This window comes from Nocardia cyriacigeorgica (assembly GCF_010868145.1).
Classification (GTDB): Bacteria; Actinomycetota; Actinomycetes; order Mycobacteriales; family Mycobacteriaceae; genus Nocardia; species Nocardia cyriacigeorgica_D.
Genome location: NZ_JAAGUY010000001.1, coordinates 1 through 25,394 on the forward strand (window position 1 = coordinate 1; position 25,394 = coordinate 25,394).

A 25,394-nucleotide genomic window follows, 5' to 3' on the forward strand; every position below is an offset into this window, starting at 1 on the left:
GGAAGCTAAGGCCACCTGCGCCGATGGTACTGCACTCGACAGGGTGTGGGAGAGTAGGACACCGCCGGAACATCCTTTCACGAAAGCCCCCGACTTCGGTCGGGGGCTTTCGTCGTTTCTACATCTTTTCGCCGGGCAGGTTGCTCGCCTGGCCGATCCAGGAGACGAGTTGCCCCTCGTCGAGATCGTCGTTCTCGTAGATGTCCAGGTAGCGCACCTCGTCGTGCTTGGAGGCCTTGGGCGGGACAGGGTCGAGCGAGGTACCTCGGAAGAACTGGATCTGAACGTAGTTCGTGTAGCAGCGGAAGGAGAGGAACCAGCCCTCGCCCTCGTGGCCATAGAACGGCTGATTCCATTTCACGGCCTTGTGTGCGTCGGGGACGGTGTCCACGATCAACGCGTCCAGCCGCTCGCCGAGCGGGCGCTTCCACTCGGGCATTGCTGCGATGTAAGACTGGACCGGCCCGTCGCCGTCGCCCTTCGGGATCTGCGGATTGCCGCCGGAGAGAAGCCTCGGTGCGGAGTCGGGGTTCTTCCGAGCGTTTTTCGTGCTTTTCGACATCGATCCTCCGTAGTTTCTCGTCAATGGCCGAGGGGTTGTTCGAAGGCGTCGTGCTGACCGGGCCGACTCGGGGAGTCATTTGCTCACGCTATGTTCACCGCTGCGCGATGGCAACGCGTGTCCGGCGCCACCCGTCGTCCACCAGTATTCTTGCTTGCTCGTGCTATTTTTGCTTGGGCAAGCAAGAATTATGCGCTCAGGTGGAGGAATCATCGTGGCTTACGCTCCGGACAGGGAATCGCTGGGGGCGCGGCCGCTTCCAGAGTGGTATGACAAGGCCAAGCTGGGCATCTTCGTGCATTGGGGCCTGTACTCGGTGCCCGCATTCGCGGAGCCCACCGATGCGGACTACGCGGTCTTCATGCGGGAGTTGACGGCGGGCAAGACGACCGCGGACCGGATCCCCTATGCCGAGTGGTATCTCAACTCGATGCGGGTGCCGGGTTCACCGACGGCGGCGCATCATGCGGCGACCTATGGTGAACAGGCCCCGTATGACGACTTCCGCTCGTCGTTCGACGCGGCGGCCGAGGCCGTCGATTTCGGAGACTGGGCCCAACTTTTCGCCGAGGTAGGGGCCAGGTACGTCGTCATGGTCACTCGCCACCTGGACGGATATCCGTTGTGGCCCACCGGTGTCGAGCATCCGCACAGACCAGACTCCTATCGTTCCCGTCGTGATCTGGTGGGTGAGCTGACGCAGGCGGTGCGGGCGAAGGGCATGCGAATGGGGCTGTACTACTCCGGCGGGATGGACTGGACGTTCCGAAAGCAGCCGATGCGGACCATCACCGACCTGATCCGGCATCAGGCGCTGGGGCCGGAGTACGCGCGGTACGCGGCGGCACAGTGGCGAGAGCTGATCGACACGTATCGGCCGTCGATCCTGTGGAACGATATGGGCTGGCCGGCGGAGATCGACCCGCACGAGATCATGGCCCACTACTACGACACGGTTGACGACGGCGTGGTCAACGATCGCTGGATCCAGCCGAATCTGCCGGCCAACCGGCTCGCGCGCGCCGCGTATCTGGGATTCATCGGTCTTGCTGTGAAGGCAATGGCGAGGCGGGGCAATGGGATCCCCGAACCCGACAAGAATTTCCACTACGACCTGGAAACCCATGAATACGCGACCCCCGCTACTGTGCCGGTCGGGGCGTGGGAGCTTACTCGAGGGCTGGGAAGGTCGTTCGGATACAACGCTGAGGAAACGAGCGCGGATACCCTCACCGGTGCCCAGCTGATCCATCTGTTCGCGGATGTGGTCGCCAAGGGTGGCAATCTGCTGCTCAATGTCGGTCCCGATGGTGCAGGCCAGATCCCGGAACTGCAGCTTGTGCCCTTACGTGCGCTCGGCACCTGGCTGTCGCGCAACGCCGACGCGATCTACGACACGACCCCCTGGGAACAGTTCGAGACCACCACGACAGCGGGCGATCAGGTCCGGTTCACCTGCAGCGGCGATACTGTCTTCGCGATCGTGCTGGCCGACCAACCTACCGGCGAAATCACGCTGCGTGGCGTTCGGATCCCAGAGTCCTCCGCGGTCGGACTTCTCGGTGGGGCCGCAGACTTGCGCTGGCGCCAGCCCGGCAACGACCTCGCCATCCAACTTCCGCCCGGCGTAACACCCCAACAGCACGCCTATGTCCTGTCGATCACCCGGCGTTGATCGGCCCGTGCTAATTTTCGCTTGTGCAAGCAAAAAGGCCGGGTGAGCTGACGGCGATCGAGAGAGCTCGCCGGGCGCAGATCGTGCAGGCCGCGATCGACACCATCGCGGAGATGGGGTACGCGCGCGCATCGTTCAGTGCAATCGCGCGCGCCGCCGGGCTGAGCAGTACCGGAATCATCTCCTACCATTTCGCCGGCAAACAGAACTTGATGGCCGAGGTGATGGACACGATCCTGGCCGAATTCACCGCCTTCGTTGCCGCACGTACCGGCCACGGCACCCCGGCCGCGCGCCTCAACGCCTTCGTGACAGCCAACTGCGAGTTCATCCAAGGCCACCGCAACCACCTGGTGACGATGCTGCACCTGCAAACCGCTGCGCCGGACACCGAAACCCGTGATCGGCAGGCGAACTCGGACCGATCGAAACTTGCCGAACTGTTCGCGGATGGTCAGCGAGTGGGCGAATTCCGGGAGTTCGATCCAGACCTGATGGCCGGATTCATCCTCTCCCTCCGCAACGGCGTCATTGTGCGCGCCGCCTCCCAACCCGACTTCGACCTGGACGCATGCTCTGCGGAACTGCTCACCACGATCCAGTTCGCCACCAGCCGGTAGCCGGCTGGTCGACCAGTTCGCCTAGCGGAAGCAGGCGGTGTCGGGGTTCATCCGCTGTGGGTGAGGTCGCGGATCGCTTCTGATGTGAGTCTGTGGGAACGGTCGGTTCGGCTCGGCCGCCGATCGCTCGCGACGACCGGCAGCGGGGCGCAGCCGGTCGTCGCGTATCACTCGTCTCCGCGTCGAAAGGGATCCGATGACCAGTCAGATCGGCGCGGGCCGGGTAAAGGTCGACGGCGATGTCGGCAAGCTGGTCGAGCTGGTCGGCTACCTCGATGCCCCCGATCCGGATTTCGCGATCCTGACGCCCTGATCGCACTCACAGGGAAGGAGTCTCTGATGCTGGGATTTCTGGTTCCCGCGGATCAGCGCCGAACTCTGGACGAGCTCACCGACAAGCTGGATCTATCCGTTGGCGCCGTCACCGCGAAGCGGTCGGCCTTCTGGATCATGCTGGTGCTCTCCGCGGTCATCGCGATTTCTGGCGTCATCGGGGACTCGACTGCCACTGTGATCGGCGCGATGATCGTCGCGCCGCTGTCGGTGCCGATCCTCGGGATCGGGTTGGGCGTGGTCACCGGCCGAGCCGCACTAGTCGTGCGCAGCCTGGTCCTGGTGCTGGCGGGGATCGTGGTGGTGGTGGCTCTGGGGTTCGTGTTCGCGCAGGTGCTGCCGAATCCGGTCAATGTGCTGTCGAACGCGCAGGTGGTTGGGCGCACCTCACCGAAGCTGATGGACCTCACCGCCGCGCTGGCCACCGGGCTCGTCGCGGCCGTGGCGATCACCCGACGCGATGTCGGCGATGTACTGCCCGGCGTGGCAATCGCGATCTCGCTGGTGCCGCCGCTCGGCGTGGTGGGGGTATGCCTGGGTTCGCAGGCGCCCGCGCTCGCGCTGGGCGCGTTGGTGTTGTTCGCGTCCAATGTCGTCGCGATGATCATCACCGTGACAGCGGTGCTGTTGATCGCGGGCTACGCGGGGGAGGCGGAGGCGTCGACCGCGCGGCGTGGTCGCGCATACCTGGTGCTCGGTGCCGTGCTGGTGCTGGTCGCGATCCCGATGGTGGTCAATTCGTTGTCGACCTTGTGGGCCGGACAGATCGCCGACGCGACGCGTAACTGGCTTGGTGACGCACCGGGGGCGCAGGTCATCGATGTCACGGTGCAGGGTGACACCGCGACGGTCTCGGTACTCGGTCCGCAACAGCTACCACCCGTCGCTGAGCTGCAGGAAGCGGTGAACGATCTCGTGCCGTGGGACCCGATGGTTGTCGTCGTCCACACGGTCGGCGCTCGAATCGAGGAGTGACCGAGCGAAACATGCGACGTCGAACATCTTGGTGCTGTGGAAACGCAATGGCCGGTTGGGGTCCGGGCCGTGGCCGACACGGCTTCTCGTCCCTACGGCTCTATCAGCCCCGCGCGGATGGCATAGCGAGTGAGGGCGAGGCGGTCGCGGAGGCCGAGTTTCTGCAGGATGTTGGCGCGGTGGCGGTCGACGGTTTTGATGCTGATCACGAGGTCGTTGGCGATTTCGCGGGAGGAGTTGCCCTCGGCGACGAGTTTGACGATCTCCTCCTCACGTGGGGTGAGGATGGTCTGTGGGAGTGGGTCGCCCTGGTTGGCGCGTTCGAGCCAGTCGCGGATGAGGGAGTTGACGGCGCCGGGGTAGAGGTAGGGCTCGCCGCGCAGGGTGGCTCGGCAGGCCTCGAGCAGGTCGCGGTCGGCTACTGATTTGAGGACGTATCCGGAGGCGCCGACGCGCAGCGATTCGAAGAAGTACTGCTCGTTGTCGTACATCGACAGCATCAGGATTCGCACGCCCGGGTTGGCGCGGTTGATTTCGCGGGCCGCCTGGATGCCGGTCATTCGTGGCATGGCGATATCGAGGATCGCGAGGTCGACGGGCACCCGTCCGAGCTGCTGGACCGCTTCATAGCCGTTGGCGGCTTCGGCGACGACGGTGAGATCGGGTTCGGCGTCGAGGATCATCCGCAGGCCGGAGCGGACGAGGGCGTGATCGTCGGCGAGCAGGATCCGTGCCGGGCCGGTGCTCATGGTCTGCTCCCTCCGTTCGCATGGGGGATCGTCAGGCATATTTCGGTGCCTCGCCCCAGTGGGGATTCGATGGTCAGGTCGGCATCGACGAGCAGGGCGCGTTCGCGCATACCGCGGATGCCCGCGCCCTCGTCGTCGACACCGCCGCGGCCGTCGTCGCGTACCCGCAGCACGAGGGAGCTGCCGTGGATGCGCAGGCTCAGTTCGACGCGACCCGCCTCGGCGTGCCTGGCGATATTGGTCAAGCTCTCCTGGGCGATGCGATAGCAGACGAGCTCGACATCCGGAGCCAAGCGGGGCAGGTTCCGGTCGACGTCGCGTGTCACGGTGATTCCCGCGGTGGAAGCGAACTCGCTGCACAGCGCGGCGAGCGCACTGGACAGACCGAGATCGTCGAGGACGTCGGGCCGCAGCCTGCGCGCGATCCCACGCACCTCGTCCAGGCAGGACCGCACGGTTTCCTGCGCGCCGTGCAGCACATCGACGACGTCGTCGGGTGCGCGGTCGGCGGCGCGCTTCATCGATAACAGTGCGACGGTGAGGCTTTGGCCGATTTCGTCGTGCAGTTCACGGGCGATGCGCTGTCGTTCACCTTCTTGCGCGGCGAGCGCCGACGCGCTGGCGGACGCGCGTTCGGACTCGAGCCGTTGCACCATCGCGTTGAACGAGTCGATCACCCGGGACATATCCCCGTTGCCGTGTTGGTCGAGCCGGCCGCTGCGTCGCAAAGGATCCACCCGCTGCATGGAGGCGATCAGCTTGTCCAACGGCGACAGACTCGACCGCAGCAGGAACGCGTTCGCCGCCAGGATCACCGCGAGCCCGACCACCAGTACCGGTATCTCGGTCAGCCGCACCCGCGAGGAGACCGTGGCGGGGGAGAGCGCGAGCACCAGGGTGCCGAAGGTGAACACCAGTCCGTTGATAAGGAAGATCCGCCGGAACAGGGCATCCGCCGGTGTCCGGGTGTGTCGCCGGAACAGGCCGATTCCACTTCCCGGACGGTCCATGACCTCAGTGTGGCCGCTGGTGCACATGGTGTCCATGGGGTACGACACCCAATCCGTGGCCGCCCACTACATACCGTCGGCCGGTACAGATGGGTGCGAGCACCGATAGTCGCGAACCCGCCCGTCACCAAGACTGAGTTCGACACGCAGACGGTGGCGGGAGGAGTGCTCGACATGGACGTCGATCGCACCACCGTGCCGGGCCAGGGCACGATGCACCATCTGCAGACTCGAAGTGGGGCACGGTTCGCCCTGGTCGCAGGCAGCGACGGCAGCAAGCACGTGCTCGTCTACGACCGTGTCCGCGACGAACCCGTCCAGTCCATCGCCCTGGAACCCGACGAGGCCGATCAGTTCGCCGAACTGCTGCACAGCGCGCCGATCCCGGATCGGGTCGCTCGCCTGGAACGGCTGATGGACCAGCTCACCGGCGAGCGGAGCCGCTCATGACCACTGTCTCCCCGCACGCGCGACGGGACCAACCCATGCAAGCACACGAGATCGCGATCCAGCTGCCGACCGTCCACCCCGGTGATCCGGTGGCCAAGGCCATGCGGTTGATGGTCGTCAACCGGCTGCCGGGCATGATCGTCGTCGACGATGACGATCACCCCATCGCCGTCCTACCGGGCACCCAGGTGCTGCGGCTGGCGATCCCCAGCTCCTATCAGGATGATCCGGCGCTGGCACGCACCATCGACGAAGTGCATGCCGAGCTGTTCTGGCGTGAACCCGGCCATCTCACGGTGGGTGATTGCCTGCCGGAACGATCGGCCAAGCCCGCCATCGTCCGCCCCGACGCGACGCTGCTCGAGGTCGCGGCACTGATGGCCCAGCGGCACAGCCCATTGGTCGCGGTGGTGAATCATTCGCGCACGCTGCTCGGAGCGGTGACCCTCGAACGTCTGCTGATCAGCCTGGCCGTTGCCGGTCCCGACGACTGACCGCCACCCGGCCGAGGCGAGGTGAGCGATGAACCAGCTGCTGGCCGTTGCCATTTTCGTCGGCGCGTTCTGGTGTATAGCGACCGAACGGGCCGACAAGGTCAAGATCGTGCTCATCGCCGCGGGGCTTATGACCGTGTTCGGTCTGGTGCCCGGCGAGGAGGTCTTCTTCAACGCGCACGCGGGAATCGACTGGAATGTCATTTTCCTGCTGCTCGGCATGATGATCATTGTCGGGGTTGTCAAGCAGACCGGGCTGTTCGACTTCCTGGCCATCTGGGCCGCGAAGCGTTCGCACGGAAATCCGTTCCGGCTCATGGTGATGCTGATGATCATCACCGCGGTCGCTTCGCCGATCCTGGACAATGTCACGATCATCATGCTCATCGCGCCGGTCACGATTGTCGTCTGTGATCGCCTGGTCCTGGCGGCCCAGCCGTTCATCATCGCCGAGGTGCTCGCGGCGAATATCGGCGGTGCCGCCACGCTGGTCGGCGATCCGCCCAACATCATCATCGGAAGCCGAGCGGGCCTGAGCTTCAACGACTTTCTCATCCACATGGCGCCCGCGGTGGCGGTGATCTTCGTGCTGTTCGTGGTGTTCACACGCTGGTTGTTCCGCGCCCACCTGCGCCACGAGTCCGAACACATCACCACCGTGATGGCGTTGCAGGAACGCAGGGCCATCACCGATACCCGGCTACTCACGCGGGCTTTGCTCGTGCTCGGCGGTGTGATCATCGGGTTCGGACTGCATTCGGTTCTTCATGTCGCACCTTCGATCATCGCGTTGCTCGGCGCCGGGGCGATGGTGCTGATCTCCCGGCTCGATATCGGCGACATCCTGCGCGAAGTGGAATGGGGCACGTTGGTGTTCTTCATGGGGCTGTTCGTGATGGTGGCGGGGCTCGTGCATACCGGCGTCATCGACCGCATCGGTGACGCCGCGGTCGCCGCGTTCGGCGACAATCCGCTGCTCGCTTCGGCGACATTGGTATTCGGCTCGGCGGTCGTCGCGTCGTTCATCGACAACATCCCGTATACGACGACGATGGCGCCCGTGGTCGAAGGGCTCGTCGCACACACCCCGGATCCGGTTCAGGGCCAAGCCCTCTGGTGGTCTTTCGCTTTCGGCGCTGACTTCAGCGGGAACGGGACGGCGGTCGCGGCCAGCGCCAACGTCGTCGCCTTGGATATCGCCCGTCGGGCCGGTCATCCGATCACTTTCTGGCAGTTCACTCGGTACGGGATCGTGGTGACGGTGTTGAGCAGCGTCCTTGCATGGATTTATATCGCGATGCGCTATTTCTGAGTCGGATCTTCGAGGGCCGTGACCAGCTGTCGACACGATCCGACTGAATGCATCGGCACTGCGCTGACCCTCTCGGTCCATGGGCGTGCCCGCTCCGTCCATGGCACACTCGCAACGAACCGACCGCACGACGAGGAGGATCAACGATGCGCATCCACATTCGGCGATTCGGGCTGGCCGCCATCCTCGGCGTTCTCGGACTGGTGACGACCTTCGCGGCGCCGGGAGCCACCGCCGCCGTGACCGGCGTGAGCGTCGCCGCCGGACCGGAAGGCCTGCGGGCCGGCTGCGCCTACACGGTGACCGCCACCGTCGACGCCCCGCCCGCCGAGGCCGGTGAGATCACCATCATCAACAGTGGCGGTTCGGTCCCGGGCAACGGTGACCGCCTCGGCCAGGCGGAATACCACGCCGGCAGTGGGACAGCCACTTTCAGTTGGACACCTGAGCACACGGGCCGACAGAACATCACCGCCCAGCAGTTCACGCCCGGTCAGTACACCTCTTCGAAGTACATCGAGGTGGATGTGCAGGGACGCGGTCTCGATGCCGGAAGTTCCTGCCTGCCACTGCCGTGAGGTCGGTACCCGCTCGGTCGTTGAGGCCGATGCGGGTGCAGGTTGCGCGAACCCGGCCGATCACGCCGAGCAGCGGGTCGGCCACGGGCTGGTAGTGCTGCACCAGTTCCATGGTTGTCTCACCGTGCCGCCGCCCAACTCGACTCCTACCGGTTAGAGCGTCAGCTTCGCCCCAGGTGCTTGTGCAGCTCCGGCAGGACCACGTCCCACACCGCGGGCGGCGGGATCTCGTGGCCCATCCCTTCCAGCTGGACAAGCCGGGCTTCCGGGATCATTTGCGCGAGTGCTTCTCCGTGTGGGAGCGGAAACATCGGGTCGTCGGCGCTGTGGAGGACAAGGGTCGGGACGCGAATCTCGGCCGGGTCCACCGGAGTCCCGGGCTCGGCCATGAAGTGGTTCGCCATCGACGACGCCATATTGCGGCTGCGGCGCACCTCGACCGTTGCGAGGGCGCGCACGCGCACCTCGTCGAGCCCGAGCGGGCCGGTGTAAGGCCGTTCGGCGTCGACGCGATAGTCGATGACCGCGGTTTCGTCAGTCCAGTCGATCGCCGGTTCGGGCTCCTCCCAGGTGGCGGCGACCGCGGGGCTCGGCGGCGGCAGCTCGCCATGATCGCCACCGGCGGGGCTGGTGTCGACAAGCGTCAGGGTGCGCACCCGCTCGGGTGCATTCACCGCGATATTCTGCGCGATACCCCCGCCCATCGACATGCCGATCAGGTGCGCCTTCTCGATACCGAGGGTGTCGAGAATGCGTAGTGGGTCGGCGGCGAGGTCGTTGCCGGTGTACTCGGGCTGCCCGGGCGGGGATGTGGTCGATTGCCCGGTATCGCGGTGGTCGTACCGAATCACTTGCAGCTCACCGGCGCCGAGCAGATCGCAGAACTCGGCTGTCCACCAGTCCATCGACTGGGCACCGCCTGCGATGAGCAGCACCGCGGGTGCGCCCTCTGGACCACGGCGCTCGATCGCCAGCTCGATGCCGTCGAGTTCGAGGATCTCCATGAATTCTCCAGTGCTTGTGGAATGCAACCACTCGTACCCTAGATGGGCTGATTGTGAAATGCAACCAGTGCTGTGAGCGTCGATACCGCTGTTGGTGGAACGACGCTATTACTGCCCAGGTCGGCGGCGAGTTGTGTGCTTCGAATGTGCACGGGCGGGGGGAGGGCGCGGTGGCGTGAGTTTCACCTCCCCGGCGGCCTCGAACTCACCGGCAAGCGGCCGGTGCCGGTGGGGATCGCCTGGTGCCTGGCGTCGAACTCAGCGGATGCGCTGGTGGCGAAGGAAGACGACTCGGGATGAGCCCAAGATTCGGGACTCGACCAGCCGCAGGTCGAGGGGTTTGGTGAGCGGCGGGAAGTAAGGGGTGCCACCTCCGAGGATGATCGGGTTGACGAACTGGTGGTATTCGTCGATCAGGTCCTCGGCGATTGCGGCCGCGGCGAGGTCCGCTCCACCGATGCCCACCGCGCCCTCGCCCGGCTCGTCACGCAGGCGAGCGATCTCGGTGGCGATATCGTCGGTGGCCAGGCGTGCGTTGCCCTCCACGGAGTCCAGCGTCCGGGAGAACACCACCTTCGGGATCGGCCGCCAGATCCGGGCGAACTCCAACTCCGCCTCGTCGGACATGGTCTGTTCGGCGGTCTCCCACACCAGCATCGTCTCGTACAGGCGGCGTCCGCACAGGTGCGCGGAGAGATCGCGGGTCTGCTCGATGTGGAAACGAAACAGCTCCGCGTCCGGCGCGGACCAGCTGATGTCGTCACCCGGTCCTGCGATGAAACCGTCCAACGACACGCCCATCGAGTAGACGACAGGATGCATCAGGTCCTCCTCGACTGGATGGTGCATTGGAGCAGGTGGGGGCGCGAACGTCGCAGTGACGCTCGCGATCACCCCAAACCCTAGCCCCGGTGCCGCTCTGCCGCGGTCGAATTCGGCCTGACGGATGCGGGTGGTGAAGGCGTCCCGAGCGGTTCGGTATCAGCGGACGCGCGTCCAGCCGCAGAAAACCGGCTGCAGCTCGATCACCGTCCGCAGCAACGGACTGGACTGGCTGCCGGTTACCGCCACCAGCAGCGAGGCGGGGTAGGTGTACATCGTGCACAGTGATGGTGGCGGCGTCGGATGTGCCTGTGCCGCTCCGGCCGTGGCAGCAGCACCGCCGAATATCGCGCCGACTGTGGCAACAGTAGCCAGCAGTTTTTGCATCCCGCTCACCTCTTTTTGTCAGCATGCACGGATCTCTGTCGGTCGTGATCTGATGTACGAGCTGGTGGATCTTCGGCAGCGTCAGTCGCCGGTGGTATCGAACGGCACGGGACAATCCGGCGTTTCGCTGCATTCGAGCAGATCGTCGCAACCTGCCTCCGGTGCCGCGAGCAGGGTGGCACCGTCGCGGTCAGCTCGGCAAGTCTAGCGTCGATCGCGGTCGGCTTCGCGTTGATTCGGGTCGGTCTAGATCTGCGGTGTGAATGTTCGGCTCTTGACCTCAGCTCGAACCGGCTCGACCGTTAGGGAAAGCCCTTGCGATCCATCGACCGATGTCATCGAATCCGGCGAGGAGAAGCCCACATGAATGTTCAGAAGATCTACCCCGCATTGCTCACCGCGGACCTCGCCGCGGCCGAAGACTGGTATACCAAGCTGCTCGGCCGTGCACCGGATCACCGGCCGATGCCCACGCTGGTGCAGTGGGAGCTGTCCGGGCACAGTGGGCTGATGCTGTCATCCAGCGACGAGATCGCAGGTAGAGGAGTGATGTTCCTGTACGTCGATGATGTGGCGGCGGAGCGCCGCAGACTGCACGATCTGGGGATTGTGCTCGGGGAGAACATCGAGGGCGACTACTCGACGCTGGCGCAGGTGCGTGATCCCGATGGAAACATGGTCACGCTGGCGACACCGCCCGCGAGGCCCTTTCCACCGGCATGATCCGGCGGCCGACAACGGCGTCTTCAATGTGATGTCGGTCAGCCGAGCCGGCGACGCGCGCGGCGAATTCGTCGAGGAAGCGGATCTCGGCGGCTTTGGCCGCGTCGTCTTCGATGTCCTCGACACCAAGCGGACATGCTGTGTCGCGATAGCGACATTCGGCTCGACAGGCCAGCGGCTACCGGCTCACTCCGATATCGCCTGCTGTGCCCCGGCGGCCAATCCATCGAGTACGGGCGCGCGTTCGGTCGGCACCTCGATGTCCACGCGGAGCTGTCCGGGTCCGTCTGCGGTGAACTCGAACGAGAAGAACGAGCAGCAGGCCGTTTCGCGTCCGGCCAGCTCACGGGCCGCTTTCTCGGCCGCGGCGTCGATCGTCAACCGGAGATGTGTGGGGGAGAGACGTTCGACCGACTCGAGCGAAGTGGCGAACAGATCCGCGAACTCCGCTTCCCGCAGCGGTTGTTCCGGTGTGGGCAATGTGCAGGCATCGGTTGGTGCCCACACCGGTGCGGCCGTTTCGGCAGACTGTGCCGCGGGTAGCATTTCGGCGATCAGCAGTTCGACCCGCTTCCTGATCTCGTCCCGAATCGGCCGCACCGACTCCACGCCTTTGCCCGCGGGGTCCTCCAGCACCCAGTCGCGGTAGCTCTTACCGGGAAACACCGGGCAGGTGTCGCCGCAGCCCATGGTGATCACGACATCGGATGCCTCGACGGCGTGGTCGGTCAAGATCTTCGGTGACTGGGGCGAGATGTCGATACCGAGCTCGGCCATGGCCTCGACTGCGGACAGGTTGATCGAATCGGCGGGTGCGCTGCCGGCCGAGCGGACTTCGATCGCGTTGCCGGCGAGGTGGGTGAGGAAACCCGCCGCCATCTGGGAGCGGCCCGCGTTGTGTACGCAGACGAACAGGACGCTGGGTTTGTCTGCCATCAGAGGGGGGCCCTTCGGTGGATGCTCGGTCGGAGGGGCCGAGCCGTAGCGCGGATCGTGAAGTCGTCGAAATCCGTCGCCGGTGCGCGGTGTGCGCGCTTGCCGGCGGATTGTTGATCGGTCGGTGCCGGTTTACCCTGCATCACAACAAACTCCGCGCGTTGATCGCCGCCGGCACATCCGCGGTGGATCCGGTGAAACGTTTCCGCAGTGCCAGCGACACGTACACGAGCCCGACGAGCACCGGGACCTCGATGAGCGGTCCGACCACACCTGCGAGCGCCTGCCCGGACGCCGCTCCGTACGTAGCGATGGCGACCGCGATGGCGAGTTCGAAGTTGTTGCCTGCGGCGGTGAAGGCGAGGGTGGTGGTGCGTTCGTAGCCAAGGCCCATAGCGGCGCCGAGGAAATACCCTCCGCCCCACATGATCGCGAAGTAGGCCAGTAGTGGGACGGCGATGCGGACGACGTCCAGCGGTCGGGAGGCGATCTGCTCACCTTGCAAGGCGAACAGGATGACGATGGTGAACAGCAGTCCGTACAGCGCCCACGGGCCGATCCGGGGGATCAGGGTGGATTCGTACCATGAACGGCCCCTGGCCTTTTCGCCGAAATGCCGAGTCATGAAACCAGCGAACAGGGGGATGCCGAGGAAGATCAGGACGGATTTCGCGATCTGCCAGGGTGAGGTGTCGATGGTGGTTTGTTCGAGTCCGAGCCATCCGGGCAGCACCGACAGGTAGAACCAGCCGAGGACAGCGAACATGATCACCTGGAAGATCGAGTTCAGTGCGACCAGTACTGCGGCGGCCTCACGGTCCCCGCAGGCGAGGTCGTTCCAGATGATGACCATCGCGATGCAGCGGGCGAGCCCGACGATGATGAGCCCGGTCCGGTATTCGGGTAGATCCGGAAGCAGTAGCCAGGCCAGCGCGAACATCAGCGCGGGGCCAAGGACCCAGTTCAGGGCCAGCGAGCCGATCAAGAGTTTGCGGTCGCCGGTGACGGTGTCGAGGCGGTCGTAGCGCACCTTCGCCAGCGCCGGGTACATCATGATCAGCAGCCCGAGCGCGATCGGCAGCGAGATCCCGTCGATCTCCACCGCGCCGAGCGCATCACCGAGAACGGGAAACATTTGGCTGAGCGCTAGTCCCGCGACCATCGCCGCGCCGATCCACACTGGCAGGAACCGGTCGAGGGTGGACAGCTTGCCGACGACCGGGGTGGCGGTTTCGGTGCCGACGCTCACGCGCGAACCTCCGCCGCGCCGATCTCCGCGAGGAGCACATCCGACAGTCGCCGCAAGGCATCGGGCACGACGCGGTAGTACACCCACGACGCCCGGCGTTCACTGTCGAGCAGCCCGGCTTCCCGCAGCACTTTGAGGTGGTGGGAGATCGTCGGCTGACTCAAGTCGATGCCTTCGGACAGGTCGCAGACGCATGCTTCCTGGTCTGCCCGGCTGGCGATGCTGCTCAGCAACCGCAGCCGCACCGGATCCGACAACGCCTTGAACACCGCAGCAAGCTCGGCCGCAGATTCGGCGGCCAACGGTTCCCGCGTCAGCGGAGCTGCGGCGCACGCCTGTTCCGGAATCAACTCCAGCCTCGACTTCGACATATATCGATATTGACGTATATCGAATCAGAGCGCAAACGCTGGTCGTGGAATTCCACCCTGGCTTGGCGGGATATCAGAGGATCGGCAGGTCGGGTGGGATCTGGAGGGCGACCGAGACCAGGGAATGTACTCGGGCGGCGATGATATTGAGCAGGCCCTGGATTTCGGCAGGGGCGGTTTCGGCGGCAGTCTGGAGGTTCTTCAGGTCGCCGTCGATCTGAGCGAGAGCTTTACCGGTGTCGCCGGGGCGGGCGTTGAGGGCGGAAGCGATCTCCTCGAGGGGGATGCCCTGAGCTTCGAGGCGCTGGATGAGATGGATGCGATCGACGTCGCCCGGGTGGTAGAGGCGGTAGCCACCTGCGGTGCGCTCGGCGGGGGTGAGTAGGCCAAGGCTGGTGTAGTAGTCGATGGTTCGGTTGCTGACACCCGCACGGGTGGCCAATTCGCCGATCCTGACCAGAGTGTCGGTCATGGGCCTCCTTTCGCGCGGCGGTGAAACGATACAGCGCTGACCGGGACCGGTGTGCGAGGAGCGTCACCAGGTACCCAAACCATACAGTTGCGCGTGTTACTGTTGGACCGCGATGACCACTTATCTGTCGGCCGAGTCGATCACCCACCTGGCGTTACTGCCCGGATTCCTGGACCCGGTGAACCTGCTGAATTCCTTCGGTACCTGGATGCTCGTCGGCCTGCTCGCCGTCGTGTTCATCGAATCCGGGTTGCTGTTCCCGCTGCTGCCGGGCGATTCGCTGCTGTTCACCGCCGGACTCATCGCGGCATCGAAATCCACCGAGATCGAGCCCTTCGCGCCGATCTGGTTGCTGCTGATCCTGATTCCCCTGGCAGCCATTGCCGGTGATCAGGTGGGCTATCTGATCGGGTCGCGCGGCGGCACGGCATTGTTCAAGAACAACGATGCACGTTTCTTCAAGAAGAAGTACATCGACGAGTCGCACGAATTCTTCGACAAGCACGGGCCGATCACCATCGTGCTGGCCCGATTCGTCCCCATCGTGCGGACTTTCGCGCCGGTCGTCGCGGGCGCGTCCGGGATGCGCTATTCGATCTTCGTCGTCTACAACGTCATCGGCGGCGTGCTGTGGGGGTCCGGCGTCACCTACCTGGGGTATCTGCTCGGCCAGATCGCGGTGGTGCGGGAGAACATCGACCTCATCTTCCTGCTGATCGTCGCGGTATCGGTGCTGCCGATCGTCATCGAGGTCGGAAAGCGGATGTTGGCGAGCAAGACGGACAAAGGAGCCGACGCCGAATCCGTGGACGTCGAGGAAACCGTGCGGTACTGAACATCATTGGTGGCGATCGAACGAATCGCCGGCATCGCGAATCCCGCATCCGAGCGAACGACGCTGGATCAGCGACCGAACCGCGTCGCGTCGATCGCGCGTATCCGGCCATCACGCCGATATCGTTGGTCACCCGTTCGGCGGTCGCGTTGTCGGACCGATCGGGCGCATTCGCTGTAGTTCTGTCGTTCCATCCACGGAGAGACATATGAAACGCGCATCGCGCATCTGCCGACAACCCGGCCCGCTCCCAGCCGACCCACTGCCGGATAGCGGTGAGACCTCGTGCTGACCGCGGCGAGCATTGCGCTCGGCGTACTTGTCGTCCTGCTCATCACCGCGCTGACCGGCTACTTCGTCGCCCAAGAGTTCGCCTTCATGGCGGTCGACCGGTCCCGGTTGAAGGCCGGCGCCGAGGCAGGTGACAAGTCGGCGCAACGAGCGCTCGGCGTCACCCGGCGCACCTCGTTCATGCTCTCCGGCGCACAGCTCGGCATCACCGTCACCGGACTGCTGGTGGGTTACGTCGCCGAACCGCTGATCGGTCGCGGTCTCGGTGAACTGCTCGGCGGCGTCGGCGTGCCCACCGGCGTCGGCATCGCGGTCGGGGCCGTGCTGGCGATCGCGTTCTCCACCTTCGTGCAAATGCTCTTCGGGGAGCTCTTCCCGAAGAACCTCGCCATCGCCAGGCCCGAACCAGCGGCCCGCTGGCTGGCCATGTCGACCACGGTCTATTTGAAGCTCTTCGGCTGGCTGATCTGGCTGTTCGATCAGTCGTCGAATCTGCTGCTTCGTGCCTTGCGGATCGAACCGGTGCACGATGTGGAACATTCGGCCACACCGCGCGACCTCGAACACATCGTCGCCAGCTCGCGCGACGCGGGGGAACTGCCGCGAGAACTGTCGACACTGCTGGACCGGATCTTGGACTTCCCGACCGCCGATGCCGAGCACGCCATGATCGCGCGTTCCCGCGTCGACACCGTGCACGTCGACGATCCCGTCGAGGAGGTGCTCACCCGCATGGGCACCGGGCATACCCGTTACCCGGTCATCGGATCGTCGAGCGACGACCTGCGCGGCGTCATCCACTTGCACGACCTGCTCGACGGGCCGGTCGAAGGCACCGCAGCCGACCACGTGCGGGAGGCCGTCATCGTTCCCGGATCCTTGGCTCTGCCCGAGGTCGTCGCGCAATTGGATGCGGCCGGTGATGAGATGGCGCTCGTCGTCGACGAATACGGCGGGTTCGCGGGCATCGTCACGATCGAGGACATCGCCGAAGAGCTGGTCGGTGAGATCGCCGACGAACACGACACCGGACCCGACACCGACATCGTCGGCGTCGGTAATGGCTGGCTCGTCGCTGGTGATGTGCACTTGGACGAGATCGAACGTGTCCTCGATTTCGAGCTGCCTGCCGGGGACTACGAAACCATTGCCGGACTTGTCATCTCCGTGTTCGGTGGGCTGCCCGACGCCGGTGCGCGGGTCGCGATCGAGCTCGACCCCAGTGGCGCCGACTACATCGCCGAACGCCCGCTGTCCGCGCGCATCCTGGATGCCGAGGTCAGGGCCGTGGCCAACCATGTGCCGGCCTCGGTGTTCCTGAGCCTGCGCACCGAACACGGGAATGCCGACGATGAGTGACCCGTGGGTCGTCGCGGTGGTCACGATCGGGTTGATCGGGGCCAGCGCCTTCTTCGTCGCCGTCGAATTCGCACTGATCGCCGCGCGGCGGCACCGCCTCGAGGATGCCGCCGCCACCAGCCCGGCCGCTCGTGCCGCATTGCGTAGCTCCTCGGAACTGTCGGTACTGCTGGCGGGTTCGCAGCTCGGCATCACCGTGTGCACGCTCGCGCTCGGTGCGATCACCAAACCCGCTGTGCACCATTGGCTCACCCCGCTGTTCGAGCGGATCGGGGCGCCTGTGTGGGTAGCCGATGTCGCCGGGTTCGTGCTGGCGCTGGTGATCGTGACCTTCCTGCACTTGGTCGTCGGGGAGATGGCGCCCAAATCGTGGGCGATCGCGCACCCGGAACGTTCGGCCACCATGCTCGCGATCCCGATGCGTGCGTTCATGGCGGTGACCCGGCCACTGTTGAAACTGCTGAACCAGATGGCCAACTGGTGCCTGCGCCGAGTCGGCGTGACGCCGGTCGACGAGGTCGAGTCCGGTCAGGACCCGGCGGCGTTGCGTCACCTCGTCGAGCATTCGGCGACCGCGGGCACGCTCGATGAGCGCTACCACGGCAACCTGATCAGTGCGCTGGAGCTGGAACAACTCACCGTCGGCGACCTCATGCGCCCGGACGCATCTCCGGACGCCGTCACCCCTGGTGCGGATCGCGACGCGATCCAGGCGGTGTCGCGCGCCACGGGCCATCTCCGGATGCTCGTGCGTGATGCCGACGGAACCCGGGGCGTGGTTCACGTGCGTGACAGCCTCACGGCCGCACCGGACGCCACCGCCGCAGACATGATGCGCCCGGTGCTCACGCTGACCGCGACCACTCCCATCTACGAGGCGTTGCGCACCATGCGCGAGACCCGCAGCCACCTCGCCGTCGTCACCGACGCCGAGGCCCCGGTCGGGCTGATCACCATCACCGATGTGCTCCGGCGTTTGCTGCCGACCGCGGCGGGGAAGGCTGATCAGCGGGTGGTGTAGCCGCCGTCGTCAATGCTCGTCGAGCGTGATGACGACCTTGACGTCATCGGGGGTGCGGGTGAAAGCGTCGGCGAAGGTCGACAACGGCAGCCGTCGGGTAACGAGCCTGTCCAACCAGGCGCTGTCTGCGGCGGCAAGGGCATCGGCGGCGAGGCGGTAGTGGCGCAGGTTGGCGTTGACCGATCCGACGACGACGTCGTTCTCCAGCACGATTTCCCGGTTCACCGCGCCCGCGTCCACGTCGATCAACCGTCCCGTCGGGGAGACACCGGTCAGGCAGACCACGCCGAACGGCGCGGTTTTCCCCATGGCGGCGAAGACCACCTCATCGGCACCGGTCGCCTCAACCACGACATCAGGTCGCAGCCGATCGGCGACCGCACCGGCCTCACCGTGGTGGTATGTGGCGCCGAGGTCGCGGACAAGGCGAGGTTTGGCGCCGTCCTCGACCCGGTCGAGGACGTGGACGTCGAGTCCGCGTTGGCGGCCGAGCAGGGCGGCGAGCAGCCCGATCGGTCCGGCACCGGTCACCAGCACGCGGGCAGGCTCGAACCAGCCGCGTTCGCCGACCCGTTCGATCTGCTCCCAGGCTTTTGTGACCACACTCGTCGGCTCGAGTAGCACGCCGACCCGCGCCAGCCGCGGATCCAGCGCGACCGCGTATTCGGTTTTCACACACCACTGTTCGGCGGCGTACCCGTCGAGTTCTTTGATGCCGCGTTCGGTATATCGGCCATTGCGGCAGTTGTCGAATTCGCCGCGCGCACACGCCCCGCACGGTACGGGGTCGGGGCGGCGCACAACCCCGACGACGAGATCGCCGGGGGCGAAATCGCTGCCCTCGGGTGCGGTACGGACCCGGCCCAATGATTCGTGCCCGAGGACGAGCCGCTCCCGGCCGGGTGGTGGCCGGCCGTAGGCGGCGGCGACGATCTCCCGGTCGGTGCCGCACACACCGACGGCGAGGCCATCGACGAGCAGTTCACCCGGACCTGGTTCGGGGTCGGGCAGGTCGCTGATGCCAAGCGACCCCGCCGTTGTGGGATCAACCGTGAGCGCACGCATAGTGCCGGTCTACCCGCATCGCGCCAGGTCATGCGCTCGCGCCGAGTCGCACGCCAGGGCAATCGGCGTACCGGTCGATGATTCGCCGCCTCCGAACCCGGCTCTCGGCCGGAGGACGGCGTGGGCGCAGGTCCGGCGTCGTCTACCGGCGAAGCCGTCGAGGCGCGGCGACACGAGCTGAGCCGCGGCGGCGGCGCATCGGCTCCACCAGCCAGACCGCGACGAACACGGCCGCCGTCGCGGTTCCGGTGACCACGGCCGCCACCGGTCCGACCACCACATCGACAATCAGCATGGTGACCCCGCACATAGCGACGCCCAGCAGAGCGAGACCCGCCAGCGTGCATCGATGCGCCGCGGTCACGATGGTCTGTAGCCGGTGACGGCGGAACAGCAGCCGATGCCAGGACACCGGTGCCACCAGGAAGATCGTGCCACCGACCGCGGCGCCCGCCGTCACCAGATACACCCCGCGCATGCCGGTATCGAGCGAATCGAACGAGGGCTGAAACGGCAGAATCATCAGGAATGCGGTGAGCAGCTGCACGCCGGTTTGCAGTACGCGCAGCTCCTGCAGCAGATGTGCCCAGTTCCGGTCCAGCCGTTGGGTCGGGGTCTCGGCTCGGGCGCGCCAGTTCCAGGTGTCGTGGTCGGCGCCGGCAGTCGTGGTGCCGCGGCGGTTGCTCTGACGCCGCGGCCGAGTGTTCCCCGTTGAATGTGTGCGACGTACCGGCATGGCTTCCTCTTACTCACCTGCGACGGCCCGGTGGGACCTGGTTGCGGCGTACCCGGCGCGGACCAGGTCATTCAGTTGTCGCGGCGGGGCCGCGGCTATCGAGGCACAACGTCCGGGTCGGTGGCTGTTGACCGATGGGCCGCCGATATCGAAGCTGTCCGGTCATTGTCGCGCGGTCGGTACCGAAAGCCCAGAAAGAAGGTCTGCACCGAGAAGACGCACCTGCTGAACGTGGCGGAGTGGTTCGAGATCACCGGCCTGCACGCCGATGACCAGACGGAACTCGTCGACGCCGGCGAGGCCACGACCGGCGAGCGCCGACGCCCGACTTCGCTGAACCAGCTGCCCCACAGTGGTTTCGGAGGAATGATCGGGGGCATTGCATTGTTGTACAGTTCGTTCGGCAACCGGACATTTCGGTAGTCGGACGACAAAAGGATCCGATGGAATCCACTGCGATGCCGGTGGGATCGCGCCGTTCGACAATGGGGTCGAGGGCCGAGCCGATCGGCGGAGTCTCGAGTCCGACAGCCGTGCGGACCTCTTGACCGGCAGTGCTACTCGGTCCGGCGCGCCGACGATGTCGCGTGGATCCGAGAAACACCGCCGCGACAGCGGAAGTCCGGGCGCACGCCCCCCACGGAAGGGCGGCCGCGCTCGCCGCCTCCACTCTGGATGCCGAGATTCGCGGCGTCCTCGACCGGGTGTGCCGCACTTGCACGATGCGCGCGATCATTCCCGACGGTGCCTGCGGTGGCTGGTGTCGCACAGCGGGTAGCACCTGGAGCGACGGCACAGGCAGATCGCGACCTGAAATCTGTCCGAGCGCACGGTGCGTCCATCGGTGGTCACGAGTTCGATGGGCCCCTCGACGAGAAGGGGCCCGTCCTCGGTGAACCGCATGCGTGTCGGTTCAGGGGCGGGTTCGGTCGGCACGGATCACCACCAACTCCTCATCTCGTTGCCCGGGTTCGATGAGACCTTCGGCAGCCAGCCATTGCGCCCGTGACCGCATGATCGGCCCGAATGGAATCCGCGTCCGGGCCACGACCGCGGCCTTCAGCCCACTCGCGCGCAACCTCGATACCGTGGTGTGCGGCCCGCTGACCGCCGACTGCACCAGCAACGCGACGCCGTTGTGGTCGAGCAGGCTCGGCAACCGGGCACACAGCGGGTCGAGCATGGCCCGGCCGCGCTGTCCCGCATCCCATGCGCGGGCGCCGCCGCGGGTGTGGAGGCCGTCCGAAACCGGTACATACGGCGGATTCGCCAGCACCACGTCGAACCGGCGGTTGTGTATGACGGTACGAAAATCGCCGTGCACCAGCTCGACCGCGAGGCGGCGCAGCCGCGCGTTCATCCAGGCCGACACCAGCGCGGCCACCGAGATATCCACGGCAGTCACCGTCGCGGCACCGGCCTGGGCCGCCTTGATCGCGACGGCCCCGGTGCCGGTGCACAGATCGAGCACCCGGCCCCCCGGTGCCAGCCCAGCCTCGGCCATCGCGCGGGCGAGCAGCCACGAGTCGGCCTGCGGGCGATAGACGCCGGGGGCGCATATGAGTCTCATACGAAGGGCATATCCCGTTTGCGGCGAGTCATTCGTGCTGGTCGTCGGGTCGCGCGGGCAGAACGGACGGATCGAGCAGGGAACTGCGCCCGGTTCGCCAGCAATCGACAACATGGTCGCCGAAGCGGTCCTCCAACAGATTCGTCGCCTGTATACCGAACACGATCGACGGGACCAGCGCGGGTTCGCGGTCCGCCAGATCGCCGATGACGCCGTGACGCATGACCTGTTCGTGGACCGCGTCGGCCTCGACGTGTTCGCGATAGAACATCACACAGGCCGGATCCGCGCCCATCTGTTCCAAGATCTCGACCAGACGCGCCGAGGCGGGCGGAGAGGTGATCTCCACGGTGGCGAAATGGCCGATCAGGGCCCCACGCCATTTCCGGTGCAGCCCGAACAGTGACATGGTGTTGACCAGCGCGATCATCGGGGTCGGTACCGCGTCCAGATAGCGCAGGTACCCCGGGTCCAACCCGGCACCGGTGAGCAGATCAGCAAAGAGCTGGGCGTGGACTCGCGCGCCGTGCCCGCCGCCGAACTCGTCGAACTCCACCGCCACCACCGACGCCTTGGCCTGTCCACGCAGGCGCGGAATCACCCAGGCGTACGGGTCGGCTTCCTTGTGGTGGTAGATGGAGCGGTGCACGAAATATTCGCGCAGCTGGGTCCAGTCATGATGCTCCGCCAGTTGCCGGGCGACGCCGGGCACGTCGCGCGGCGCGTTGAGCAAATAGCTCAGCTCGCCGCCGAGATCATCACCGCCGGTGACGTCATCGTGTAGCGCTTCCGACCAGGCCTGCTCGAGTTCGGCGCGCAGCCGCAGCAGGCCGGGATCCCATTCCCAATCCGGGTCAACCACCTCGAAACCGTGATAATGCAGCTCATAGCAGGTGTGCAGGGCCAGATGCAGATCGTCACTGTAGGGATCGACATGACCGGCAGGCGGCACGGGATTACCCGGCTGCCCGGTCAGCGTCTCCATCACCGCGGCGGACAGCGGGCCACGGGGCCGGGGCAGCACGGAGTGTCCGTCGATCACAGGGGACATGTTCTCCGCGTACCCGGTGCGACCGCAGGCAATCGGTGCCTAGAGCGCCAACCCGATGTACTTGGTCTCCAAGTACTCGTCGAGACCTTCGGCACCACCTTCCCGGCCGAGGCCGGAGGACTTGACGCCTCCGAATGGCGCAGCAGGGTTGGAGACGACACCGGAATTGAGACCGATCATGCCGGTTTCCAGCCGCTCGGAGACGGCGAGCGCTTCACTGATGCTCTCGGCGAACACGTAGCCGATGAGGCCGGCGTCGGTGTCGTTGGCCATGGCCACAGCTTCGTCGGCGGTCCTGAACGTGCGAAGCGGGGCGATCGGGCCGAAGATCTCCTCGCGCAGGATCGCCGACTCCGAGTCGAGGTCTGTCAGCACCGTCGGCTGCACGAAATGGCCGGGGCCGGAAACCGCTTTTCCGCCGGTCAGCACCCGAGCGCCTCGGTCGGTCGCGTCGTCGACGAGCCCGGTCACCTTGGCCACCGCGACGGCATCGATGAGCGGCCCGACGTCGGTGCCCGCGTCCATCCCATTGCCGACGGTCAATTGCGCCAGCGCATCGGCGAAACGATGCCCGAATTCCTCCGCAAGGGATTCGTGGATGAGGAAACGGTTGGCCGCCGTGCAGGCTTCGCCGGTATTGCGCATTTTCGCGGCAACAGCTCCCGTGACCGCACGATCCAGATTCGCCGATTCGAGCACCACGAACGGTGCATTGCCGCCGAGCTCCATCGACACCCGCAGCATGCGTTCGGCCGCCTGTGCGGTGAGCGCGCGCCCGACCGCGGTGGATCCGGTGAAGGTCAGCTTCCGTAGCCGCGGGTCGGTGATGATGGGGAGGGACAGCTCCGGCGCGTTCGATGTCGTCACACAGTTGACGACTCCCGCGGGCAGTCCGGCTTCGTCGAGGACCTCCATCAGAGCCAGTGTCGTCAACGGTGTCTGTGGGGCCGGTTTGAGCACAACGGTGCATCCCGCGGCCAATGCCGGAGCGATCTTGCGGGTGCCCATCGCCAGCGGGAAATTCCACGGCGTGATCGCGAACACCGGGCCAACAGGCTGCTTCAACGTCATGATCCGGTGGCCGCCGGACGGCGCGCGCACGTAGCTGCCCGAGGCGCGCACACCCTCCTCGGCGAACCATCGGAAGAATTCCGCGCCGTAGGTGACCTCGCCGCGCGCCTCGGTGAGCGGTTTGCCCATTTCCAGGGTGATCAGGGTGGCGAATTGTTCGGCGCGTTCGTGGATCAGGCCGAATGCGGCCATCAGGATGTCGCTGCGGGCGCGCGGATCGGTGGCCGCCCAGGCGGATTGGGCGCGCGACGCGGCGTCGAGCGCGGCCATGCCCGTGGCCGGGTCGGCGTCGGCGACATGGGTCAACGTTGTTCCGGTTGCCGGGTTTTCGACCGGGAGGGTGGTGGCGTCATCGGTCCAGCGGCCGTCGATGTAATGCCCCGTCGGCACATCGGCAAGAATCTGTTCGACCGTGTTCACGCCGTTGCCTCCTCGGTCTCGTCGAACATGATGACCTGGCGGATCGCCAGACCGTCGGCCAGCAGATCCATCGCCTCGTTGATCTCGGTCAAACCGATACGGGAGGAAATGAGCCTGTCCACCGGAAGTTTGCCCTCCCGCCACATCTGCGCGTAGCGGGGGATGTCTCGTGCGGGGACCGCGGATCCGAGGTAGCTGCCGACGACCGTGCGTGCCTCCGCGGTGATCGTCAACGGCGAGATCGAGGCCAGCGCGGCCGGCGCGGGCAGCCCGACGGTGATGGTGGTGCCGCCGGATCGTGTTGCGGCGAAGGCGGTTTCGAAGGCGCGCGGGTGGCCGGCGCATTCGATGACGTAGCGGGCCTTGATCCCGGCCTCGGCGACCTGCTCGGGTGTGTAGACCTCGGTCGCGCCGAGCGCCTCGGCCTGCTCCAGCTTCTCCGTGACAGTGTCGACGGCGATGATCTGTTGTACGTCCTGTGCCTTCGCGGTGATCACCGCCGCCATACCGACACCGCCGAGCCCGACGACCATCACCGAATCCGACGGCTGCGGATCGGCCACGTTCAGGACCGCGCCACCGCCGGTGAGGACCGCGCAACCGAGAACCGCCGCGATATCGGGCGGGACGTCGGCGTCGACCGGAACGGCCGAGGCGCGGTCGATCACCGCGTGCGTGGCGAATCCGGATACACCGAGGTGGTGGTGCACGGTCTCGCCGTCTCGGGTCAGGTGCCGGGAGTGATGCAGCAGTTCGCCGGCGTTGTTGGTGAGGGTGCCTGCCGAACACGGCAGCCGGCCATCTTCGGCGCAGGCCTCGCATTTCTCGCAGCGTGGCAGGAACGACATCACTACCCGCTGACCAGGGCTCAGGTCGGTGACGGACTCGCCGGCCGACACCACGATCCCGGCGGCCTCGTGCCCGAGCAGCATCGGCGTAGGTCGCAGACGGTTTCCGTCGACCACGCTCAGATCGGAGTGGCAGACGCCCGCCGCCTCGATCCTGACCAGCAGCTCGGTCGGTCCCGGCTCGCTCAGCTCGACCTCACCCACGGTGATGGGCCGCGACTGGGCGAACGGCCGGGCCCGGCCGGATTCCTCGAGAACTGCTCCGGTGATCTTCATCGGCTACCTGACTTCGGAGTGGGCCCGACAGGAAGCCGGACGCGACGGTGGGCACGCGGTTCCAAGATATGACCCCAGTCACCGCGTGTACATGACCTCGAAGTACATTGATTCGAGTGGGAAGTGTGC

General features: G+C 66.0%; 29 protein-coding genes and 1 pseudogene. 13 read left to right on the forward strand and 17 right to left on the reverse strand.

Translation table 11 applies throughout. The annotated features are described in order from the left end of the window. Positions 1 to 118: 118 nt before the first annotated feature. Positions 119 to 439 carry a DUF1801 domain-containing protein gene (locus GV792_RS00005; RefSeq protein ID WP_256673718.1) on the reverse strand — a complete coding sequence of 107 codons (321 nt, stop codon included), beginning with the start codon at positions 437 to 439 and terminating at the stop codon, positions 119 to 121. A 337-nt stretch (positions 440 to 776) separates the two neighbouring features. On the opposite strand from GV792_RS00005, the gene GV792_RS00010 reads away from it, so the two are divergent. The 4 genes from GV792_RS00010 (at position 777) to GV792_RS00025 (ending at position 4,165) form a co-directional block, all read left to right on the forward strand. After that, entirely contained in the window at positions 777 to 2,237 is a 1,461-nt protein-coding gene (locus GV792_RS00010; protein WP_163821482.1) for an alpha-L-fucosidase, read from the forward strand. 23 nt (positions 2,238 to 2,260) lie between these two features. Continuing rightward, entirely contained in the window at positions 2,261 to 2,857 is a 597-nt protein-coding gene (locus GV792_RS00015) for a TetR/AcrR family transcriptional regulator (protein WP_163821484.1), read from the forward strand. A gap of 166 nt (positions 2,858 to 3,023) precedes the next feature. Next, positions 3,024 to 3,170, forward strand: coding sequence for an alkyl sulfatase C-terminal domain-containing protein (locus GV792_RS00020; RefSeq protein WP_309139069.1), 147 nt, complete (start codon positions 3,024 to 3,026; stop codon positions 3,168 to 3,170). Between the two features lie 26 nt (positions 3,171 to 3,196). Then, positions 3,197 to 4,165, forward strand: a complete 969-nt coding sequence (locus GV792_RS00025) for a DUF389 domain-containing protein (RefSeq protein WP_163821487.1) — start codon at positions 3,197 to 3,199, stop codon at positions 4,163 to 4,165. A gap of 92 nt (positions 4,166 to 4,257) precedes the next feature. On the opposite strand, the gene GV792_RS00030 is transcribed toward GV792_RS00025, so the two are convergent. Together GV792_RS00030 and GV792_RS00035 are read right to left on the reverse strand one after the other, a co-directional pair. Beyond that, positions 4,258 to 4,914, reverse strand: a complete 657-nt coding sequence (locus GV792_RS00030) for a response regulator (RefSeq protein WP_163821489.1) — start codon at positions 4,912 to 4,914, stop codon at positions 4,258 to 4,260. Further along, a complete protein-coding gene (locus tag GV792_RS00035) occupies positions 4,911 to 5,924 on the reverse strand; it encodes a sensor histidine kinase (protein ID WP_163821491.1) in 1,014 nt (337 codons plus the stop codon). Before GV792_RS00035 ends, GV792_RS00030 begins: the two co-directional genes overlap by 4 nt. Before the next feature lie 174 nt (positions 5,925 to 6,098). On the opposite strand from GV792_RS00035, the gene GV792_RS00040 reads away from it, so the two are divergent. The 4 genes from GV792_RS00040 to GV792_RS00055 all read left to right on the forward strand — a co-directional run bounded on the left by GV792_RS00040 (position 6,099) and on the right by GV792_RS00055 (position 8,758). Beyond that, entirely contained in the window at positions 6,099 to 6,374 is a 276-nt protein-coding gene (locus GV792_RS00040; RefSeq protein ID WP_163821494.1) for a hypothetical protein, read from the forward strand. After that, on the forward strand, positions 6,371 to 6,868 hold the full coding sequence (locus GV792_RS00045) for a CBS domain-containing protein (RefSeq protein WP_256673720.1): 498 nt from the start codon (positions 6,371 to 6,373) through the stop codon (positions 6,866 to 6,868). The genes GV792_RS00040 and GV792_RS00045 overlap by 4 nt, the downstream gene beginning before the upstream one ends. 28 nt (positions 6,869 to 6,896) lie before the next feature. After that, on the forward strand, positions 6,897 to 8,180 hold the full coding sequence (locus tag GV792_RS00050; RefSeq protein ID WP_163821496.1) for an ArsB/NhaD family transporter: 1,284 nt from the start codon (positions 6,897 to 6,899) through the stop codon (positions 8,178 to 8,180). A 146-nt stretch (positions 8,181 to 8,326) separates the two neighbouring features. Further along, on the forward strand, positions 8,327 to 8,758 hold the full coding sequence (locus GV792_RS00055; protein WP_163821498.1) for a hypothetical protein: 432 nt from the start codon (positions 8,327 to 8,329) through the stop codon (positions 8,756 to 8,758). A 161-nt stretch (positions 8,759 to 8,919) separates the two neighbouring features. Here the strand turns inward: GV792_RS00055 and GV792_RS00060 are convergent, their stop codons facing one another. The 3 genes from GV792_RS00060 to GV792_RS00070 all read right to left on the reverse strand — a co-directional run bounded on the left by GV792_RS00060 (position 8,920) and on the right by GV792_RS00070 (position 10,971). After that, positions 8,920 to 9,762 carry an alpha/beta fold hydrolase gene (locus GV792_RS00060; protein WP_163821500.1) on the reverse strand — a complete coding sequence of 281 codons (843 nt, stop codon included), beginning with the start codon at positions 9,760 to 9,762 and terminating at the stop codon, positions 8,920 to 8,922. Between the two features lie 258 nt (positions 9,763 to 10,020). Beyond that, positions 10,021 to 10,584 (reverse strand): dihydrofolate reductase family protein, encoded by a 564-nt coding sequence (locus GV792_RS00065; RefSeq protein ID WP_163821502.1) that lies wholly within the window; start codon positions 10,582 to 10,584, stop codon positions 10,021 to 10,023. Positions 10,585 to 10,743: 159 nt separating this feature from the next. Then, a complete protein-coding gene (locus GV792_RS00070; protein WP_163821503.1) occupies positions 10,744 to 10,971 on the reverse strand; it encodes a hypothetical protein in 228 nt (75 codons plus the stop codon). Between the two features lie 363 nt (positions 10,972 to 11,334). Here GV792_RS00070 and GV792_RS00075 point away from each other — a divergent pair, with 363 nt between their 5' ends. Continuing rightward, complete coding sequence (locus GV792_RS00075; RefSeq protein ID WP_163821504.1) at positions 11,335 to 11,694, forward strand: VOC family protein; 360 nt, start codon at positions 11,335 to 11,337, stop codon at positions 11,692 to 11,694. A 534-nt stretch (positions 11,695 to 12,228) separates the two neighbouring features. Here GV792_RS00075 and GV792_RS00080 read toward each other — a convergent pair. From GV792_RS00080 to GV792_RS00095, 4 genes and pseudogenes are all read right to left on the reverse strand, one after another. After that, positions 12,229 to 12,630, reverse strand: a pseudogene (locus tag GV792_RS00080) (arsenate reductase ArsC); the annotation flags it as partial. 142 nt (positions 12,631 to 12,772) lie between these two features. After that, positions 12,773 to 13,879, reverse strand: coding sequence for an ACR3 family arsenite efflux transporter (gene arsB, locus GV792_RS00085; RefSeq protein ID WP_163821506.1), 1,107 nt, complete (start codon positions 13,877 to 13,879; stop codon positions 12,773 to 12,775). After that, entirely contained in the window at positions 13,876 to 14,250 is a 375-nt protein-coding gene (locus GV792_RS00090; RefSeq protein WP_163821508.1) for an ArsR/SmtB family transcription factor, read from the reverse strand. Before GV792_RS00090 ends, arsB begins: the two co-directional genes overlap by 4 nt. A 73-nt stretch (positions 14,251 to 14,323) precedes the next feature. Next, a complete protein-coding gene (locus GV792_RS00095) occupies positions 14,324 to 14,722 on the reverse strand; it encodes a helix-turn-helix domain-containing protein (protein WP_163821510.1) in 399 nt (132 codons plus the stop codon). Between the two features lie 112 nt (positions 14,723 to 14,834). Here GV792_RS00095 and GV792_RS00100 point away from each other — a divergent pair, with 112 nt between their 5' ends. The 3 genes from GV792_RS00100 to GV792_RS00110 all read left to right on the forward strand — a co-directional run bounded on the left by GV792_RS00100 (position 14,835) and on the right by GV792_RS00110 (position 18,228). After that, the gene (locus GV792_RS00100; RefSeq protein ID WP_163821512.1) at positions 14,835 to 15,557 is read left to right on the forward strand and encodes a VTT domain-containing protein; all 723 of its coding nucleotides are present in this window, start codon (positions 14,835 to 14,837) and stop codon (positions 15,555 to 15,557) included. A gap of 285 nt (positions 15,558 to 15,842) precedes the next feature. Then, on the forward strand, positions 15,843 to 17,207 hold the full coding sequence (locus GV792_RS00105; protein WP_163821514.1) for a hemolysin family protein: 1,365 nt from the start codon (positions 15,843 to 15,845) through the stop codon (positions 17,205 to 17,207). Continuing rightward, positions 17,200 to 18,228 (forward strand): hemolysin family protein, encoded by a 1,029-nt coding sequence (locus GV792_RS00110; protein ID WP_163821516.1) that lies wholly within the window; start codon positions 17,200 to 17,202, stop codon positions 18,226 to 18,228. The genes GV792_RS00105 and GV792_RS00110 overlap by 8 nt, the downstream gene beginning before the upstream one ends. Positions 18,229 to 18,237: 9 nt before the next feature. Here GV792_RS00110 and GV792_RS00115 read toward each other — a convergent pair whose 3' ends face one another. Next, positions 18,238 to 19,293, reverse strand: a complete 1,056-nt coding sequence (locus GV792_RS00115; RefSeq protein WP_163821518.1) for a glucose 1-dehydrogenase — start codon at positions 19,291 to 19,293, stop codon at positions 18,238 to 18,240. Between the two features lie 142 nt (positions 19,294 to 19,435). Further along, entirely contained in the window at positions 19,436 to 20,029 is a 594-nt protein-coding gene (locus GV792_RS29335) for a DUF6328 family protein (RefSeq protein ID WP_256668272.1), read from the reverse strand. A 231-nt stretch (positions 20,030 to 20,260) separates the two neighbouring features. Between GV792_RS29335 and GV792_RS00125 the strand changes: the two genes are divergently transcribed. After that, entirely contained in the window at positions 20,261 to 20,452 is a 192-nt protein-coding gene (locus tag GV792_RS00125) for a hypothetical protein (RefSeq protein ID WP_163821519.1), read from the forward strand. Positions 20,453 to 20,761: 309 nt separating this feature from the next. On the opposite strand, the gene GV792_RS00130 is transcribed toward GV792_RS00125, so the two are convergent. Genes GV792_RS00130 through GV792_RS00150 form a run of 5 tightly spaced genes read right to left on the reverse strand, consistent with a single transcriptional unit; the run spans position 20,762 to position 25,265 of the window. Continuing rightward, positions 20,762 to 20,932 carry a CDGSH iron-sulfur domain-containing protein gene (locus tag GV792_RS00130; protein ID WP_163822156.1) on the reverse strand — a complete coding sequence of 57 codons (171 nt, stop codon included), beginning with the start codon at positions 20,930 to 20,932 and terminating at the stop codon, positions 20,762 to 20,764. Between the two features lie 10 nt (positions 20,933 to 20,942). Then, positions 20,943 to 21,599, reverse strand: coding sequence for a HemK2/MTQ2 family protein methyltransferase (locus GV792_RS00135; protein ID WP_163821520.1), 657 nt, complete (start codon positions 21,597 to 21,599; stop codon positions 20,943 to 20,945). Positions 21,600 to 21,627: 28 nt separating this feature from the next. Then, positions 21,628 to 22,650: an iron-containing redox enzyme family protein gene (locus GV792_RS00140; protein ID WP_163821522.1), complete on the reverse strand. Its 1,023-nt coding sequence runs from the start codon at positions 22,648 to 22,650 to the stop codon at positions 21,628 to 21,630. 39 nt (positions 22,651 to 22,689) lie between these two features. Next, a complete protein-coding gene (locus GV792_RS00145) occupies positions 22,690 to 24,141 on the reverse strand; it encodes an NAD-dependent succinate-semialdehyde dehydrogenase (protein ID WP_163821524.1) in 1,452 nt (483 codons plus the stop codon). After that, complete coding sequence (locus tag GV792_RS00150) at positions 24,138 to 25,265, reverse strand: alcohol dehydrogenase catalytic domain-containing protein (protein ID WP_163821526.1); 1,128 nt, start codon at positions 25,263 to 25,265, stop codon at positions 24,138 to 24,140. The genes GV792_RS00145 and GV792_RS00150 overlap by 4 nt, the downstream gene beginning before the upstream one ends. Positions 25,266 to 25,394: the final 129 nt, after the last annotated feature.

What these genes read in the sequence shown, in the direction of transcription:
- GV792_RS00005 (WP_256673718.1), bottom strand. Translation starts at nt 439, where the DNA reads ATGCCCGAGTGGAAGCGCCCGCTCGGCGAGCGGCTGGACGCGTTGATC.
- GV792_RS00025 (WP_163821487.1), top strand. Translation starts at nt 3,197, where the DNA reads ATGCTGGGATTTCTGGTTCCCGCGGATCAGCGCCGAACTCTGGACGAG.
- GV792_RS00030 (WP_163821489.1), bottom strand. Translation starts at nt 4,914, where the DNA reads ATGAGCACCGGCCCGGCACGGATCCTGCTCGCCGACGATCACGCCCTC.
- GV792_RS00035 (WP_163821491.1), bottom strand. Translation starts at nt 5,924, where the DNA reads ATGGACCGTCCGGGAAGTGGAATCGGCCTGTTCCGGCGACACACCCGG.
- GV792_RS00040 (WP_163821494.1), top strand. Translation starts at nt 6,099, where the DNA reads ATGGACGTCGATCGCACCACCGTGCCGGGCCAGGGCACGATGCACCAT.
- GV792_RS00045 (WP_256673720.1), top strand. Translation starts at nt 6,371, where the DNA reads ATGACCACTGTCTCCCCGCACGCGCGACGGGACCAACCCATGCAAGCA.
- GV792_RS00050 (WP_163821496.1), top strand. Translation starts at nt 6,897, where the DNA reads ATGAACCAGCTGCTGGCCGTTGCCATTTTCGTCGGCGCGTTCTGGTGT.
- GV792_RS00055 (WP_163821498.1), top strand. Translation starts at nt 8,327, where the DNA reads ATGCGCATCCACATTCGGCGATTCGGGCTGGCCGCCATCCTCGGCGTT.
- GV792_RS00060 (WP_163821500.1), bottom strand. Translation starts at nt 9,762, where the DNA reads ATGGAGATCCTCGAACTCGACGGCATCGAGCTGGCGATCGAGCGCCGT.
- GV792_RS00065 (WP_163821502.1), bottom strand. Translation starts at nt 10,584, where the DNA reads ATGCATCCTGTCGTCTACTCGATGGGCGTGTCGTTGGACGGTTTCATC.
- GV792_RS00070 (WP_163821503.1), bottom strand. Translation starts at nt 10,971, where the DNA reads ATGCAAAAACTGCTGGCTACTGTTGCCACAGTCGGCGCGATATTCGGC.
- GV792_RS00075 (WP_163821504.1), top strand. Translation starts at nt 11,335, where the DNA reads ATGAATGTTCAGAAGATCTACCCCGCATTGCTCACCGCGGACCTCGCC.
- GV792_RS00090 (WP_163821508.1), bottom strand. Translation starts at nt 14,250, where the DNA reads ATGTCGAAGTCGAGGCTGGAGTTGATTCCGGAACAGGCGTGCGCCGCA.
- GV792_RS00095 (WP_163821510.1), bottom strand. Translation starts at nt 14,722, where the DNA reads ATGACCGACACTCTGGTCAGGATCGGCGAATTGGCCACCCGTGCGGGT.
- GV792_RS00100 (WP_163821512.1), top strand. Translation starts at nt 14,835, where the DNA reads ATGACCACTTATCTGTCGGCCGAGTCGATCACCCACCTGGCGTTACTG.
- GV792_RS00110 (WP_163821516.1), top strand. Translation starts at nt 17,200, where the DNA reads ATGAGTGACCCGTGGGTCGTCGCGGTGGTCACGATCGGGTTGATCGGG.
- GV792_RS00115 (WP_163821518.1), bottom strand. Translation starts at nt 19,293, where the DNA reads ATGCGTGCGCTCACGGTTGATCCCACAACGGCGGGGTCGCTTGGCATC.
- GV792_RS29335 (WP_256668272.1), bottom strand. Translation starts at nt 20,029, where the DNA reads ATGCCGGTACGTCGCACACATTCAACGGGGAACACTCGGCCGCGGCGT.
- GV792_RS00130 (WP_163822156.1), bottom strand. Translation starts at nt 20,932, where the DNA reads ATGCGGTTCACCGAGGACGGGCCCCTTCTCGTCGAGGGGCCCATCGAA.
- GV792_RS00135 (WP_163821520.1), bottom strand. Translation starts at nt 21,599, where the DNA reads ATGAGACTCATATGCGCCCCCGGCGTCTATCGCCCGCAGGCCGACTCG.
- GV792_RS00140 (WP_163821522.1), bottom strand. Translation starts at nt 22,650, where the DNA reads ATGTCCCCTGTGATCGACGGACACTCCGTGCTGCCCCGGCCCCGTGGC.
- GV792_RS00150 (WP_163821526.1), bottom strand. Translation starts at nt 25,265, where the DNA reads ATGAAGATCACCGGAGCAGTTCTCGAGGAATCCGGCCGGGCCCGGCCG.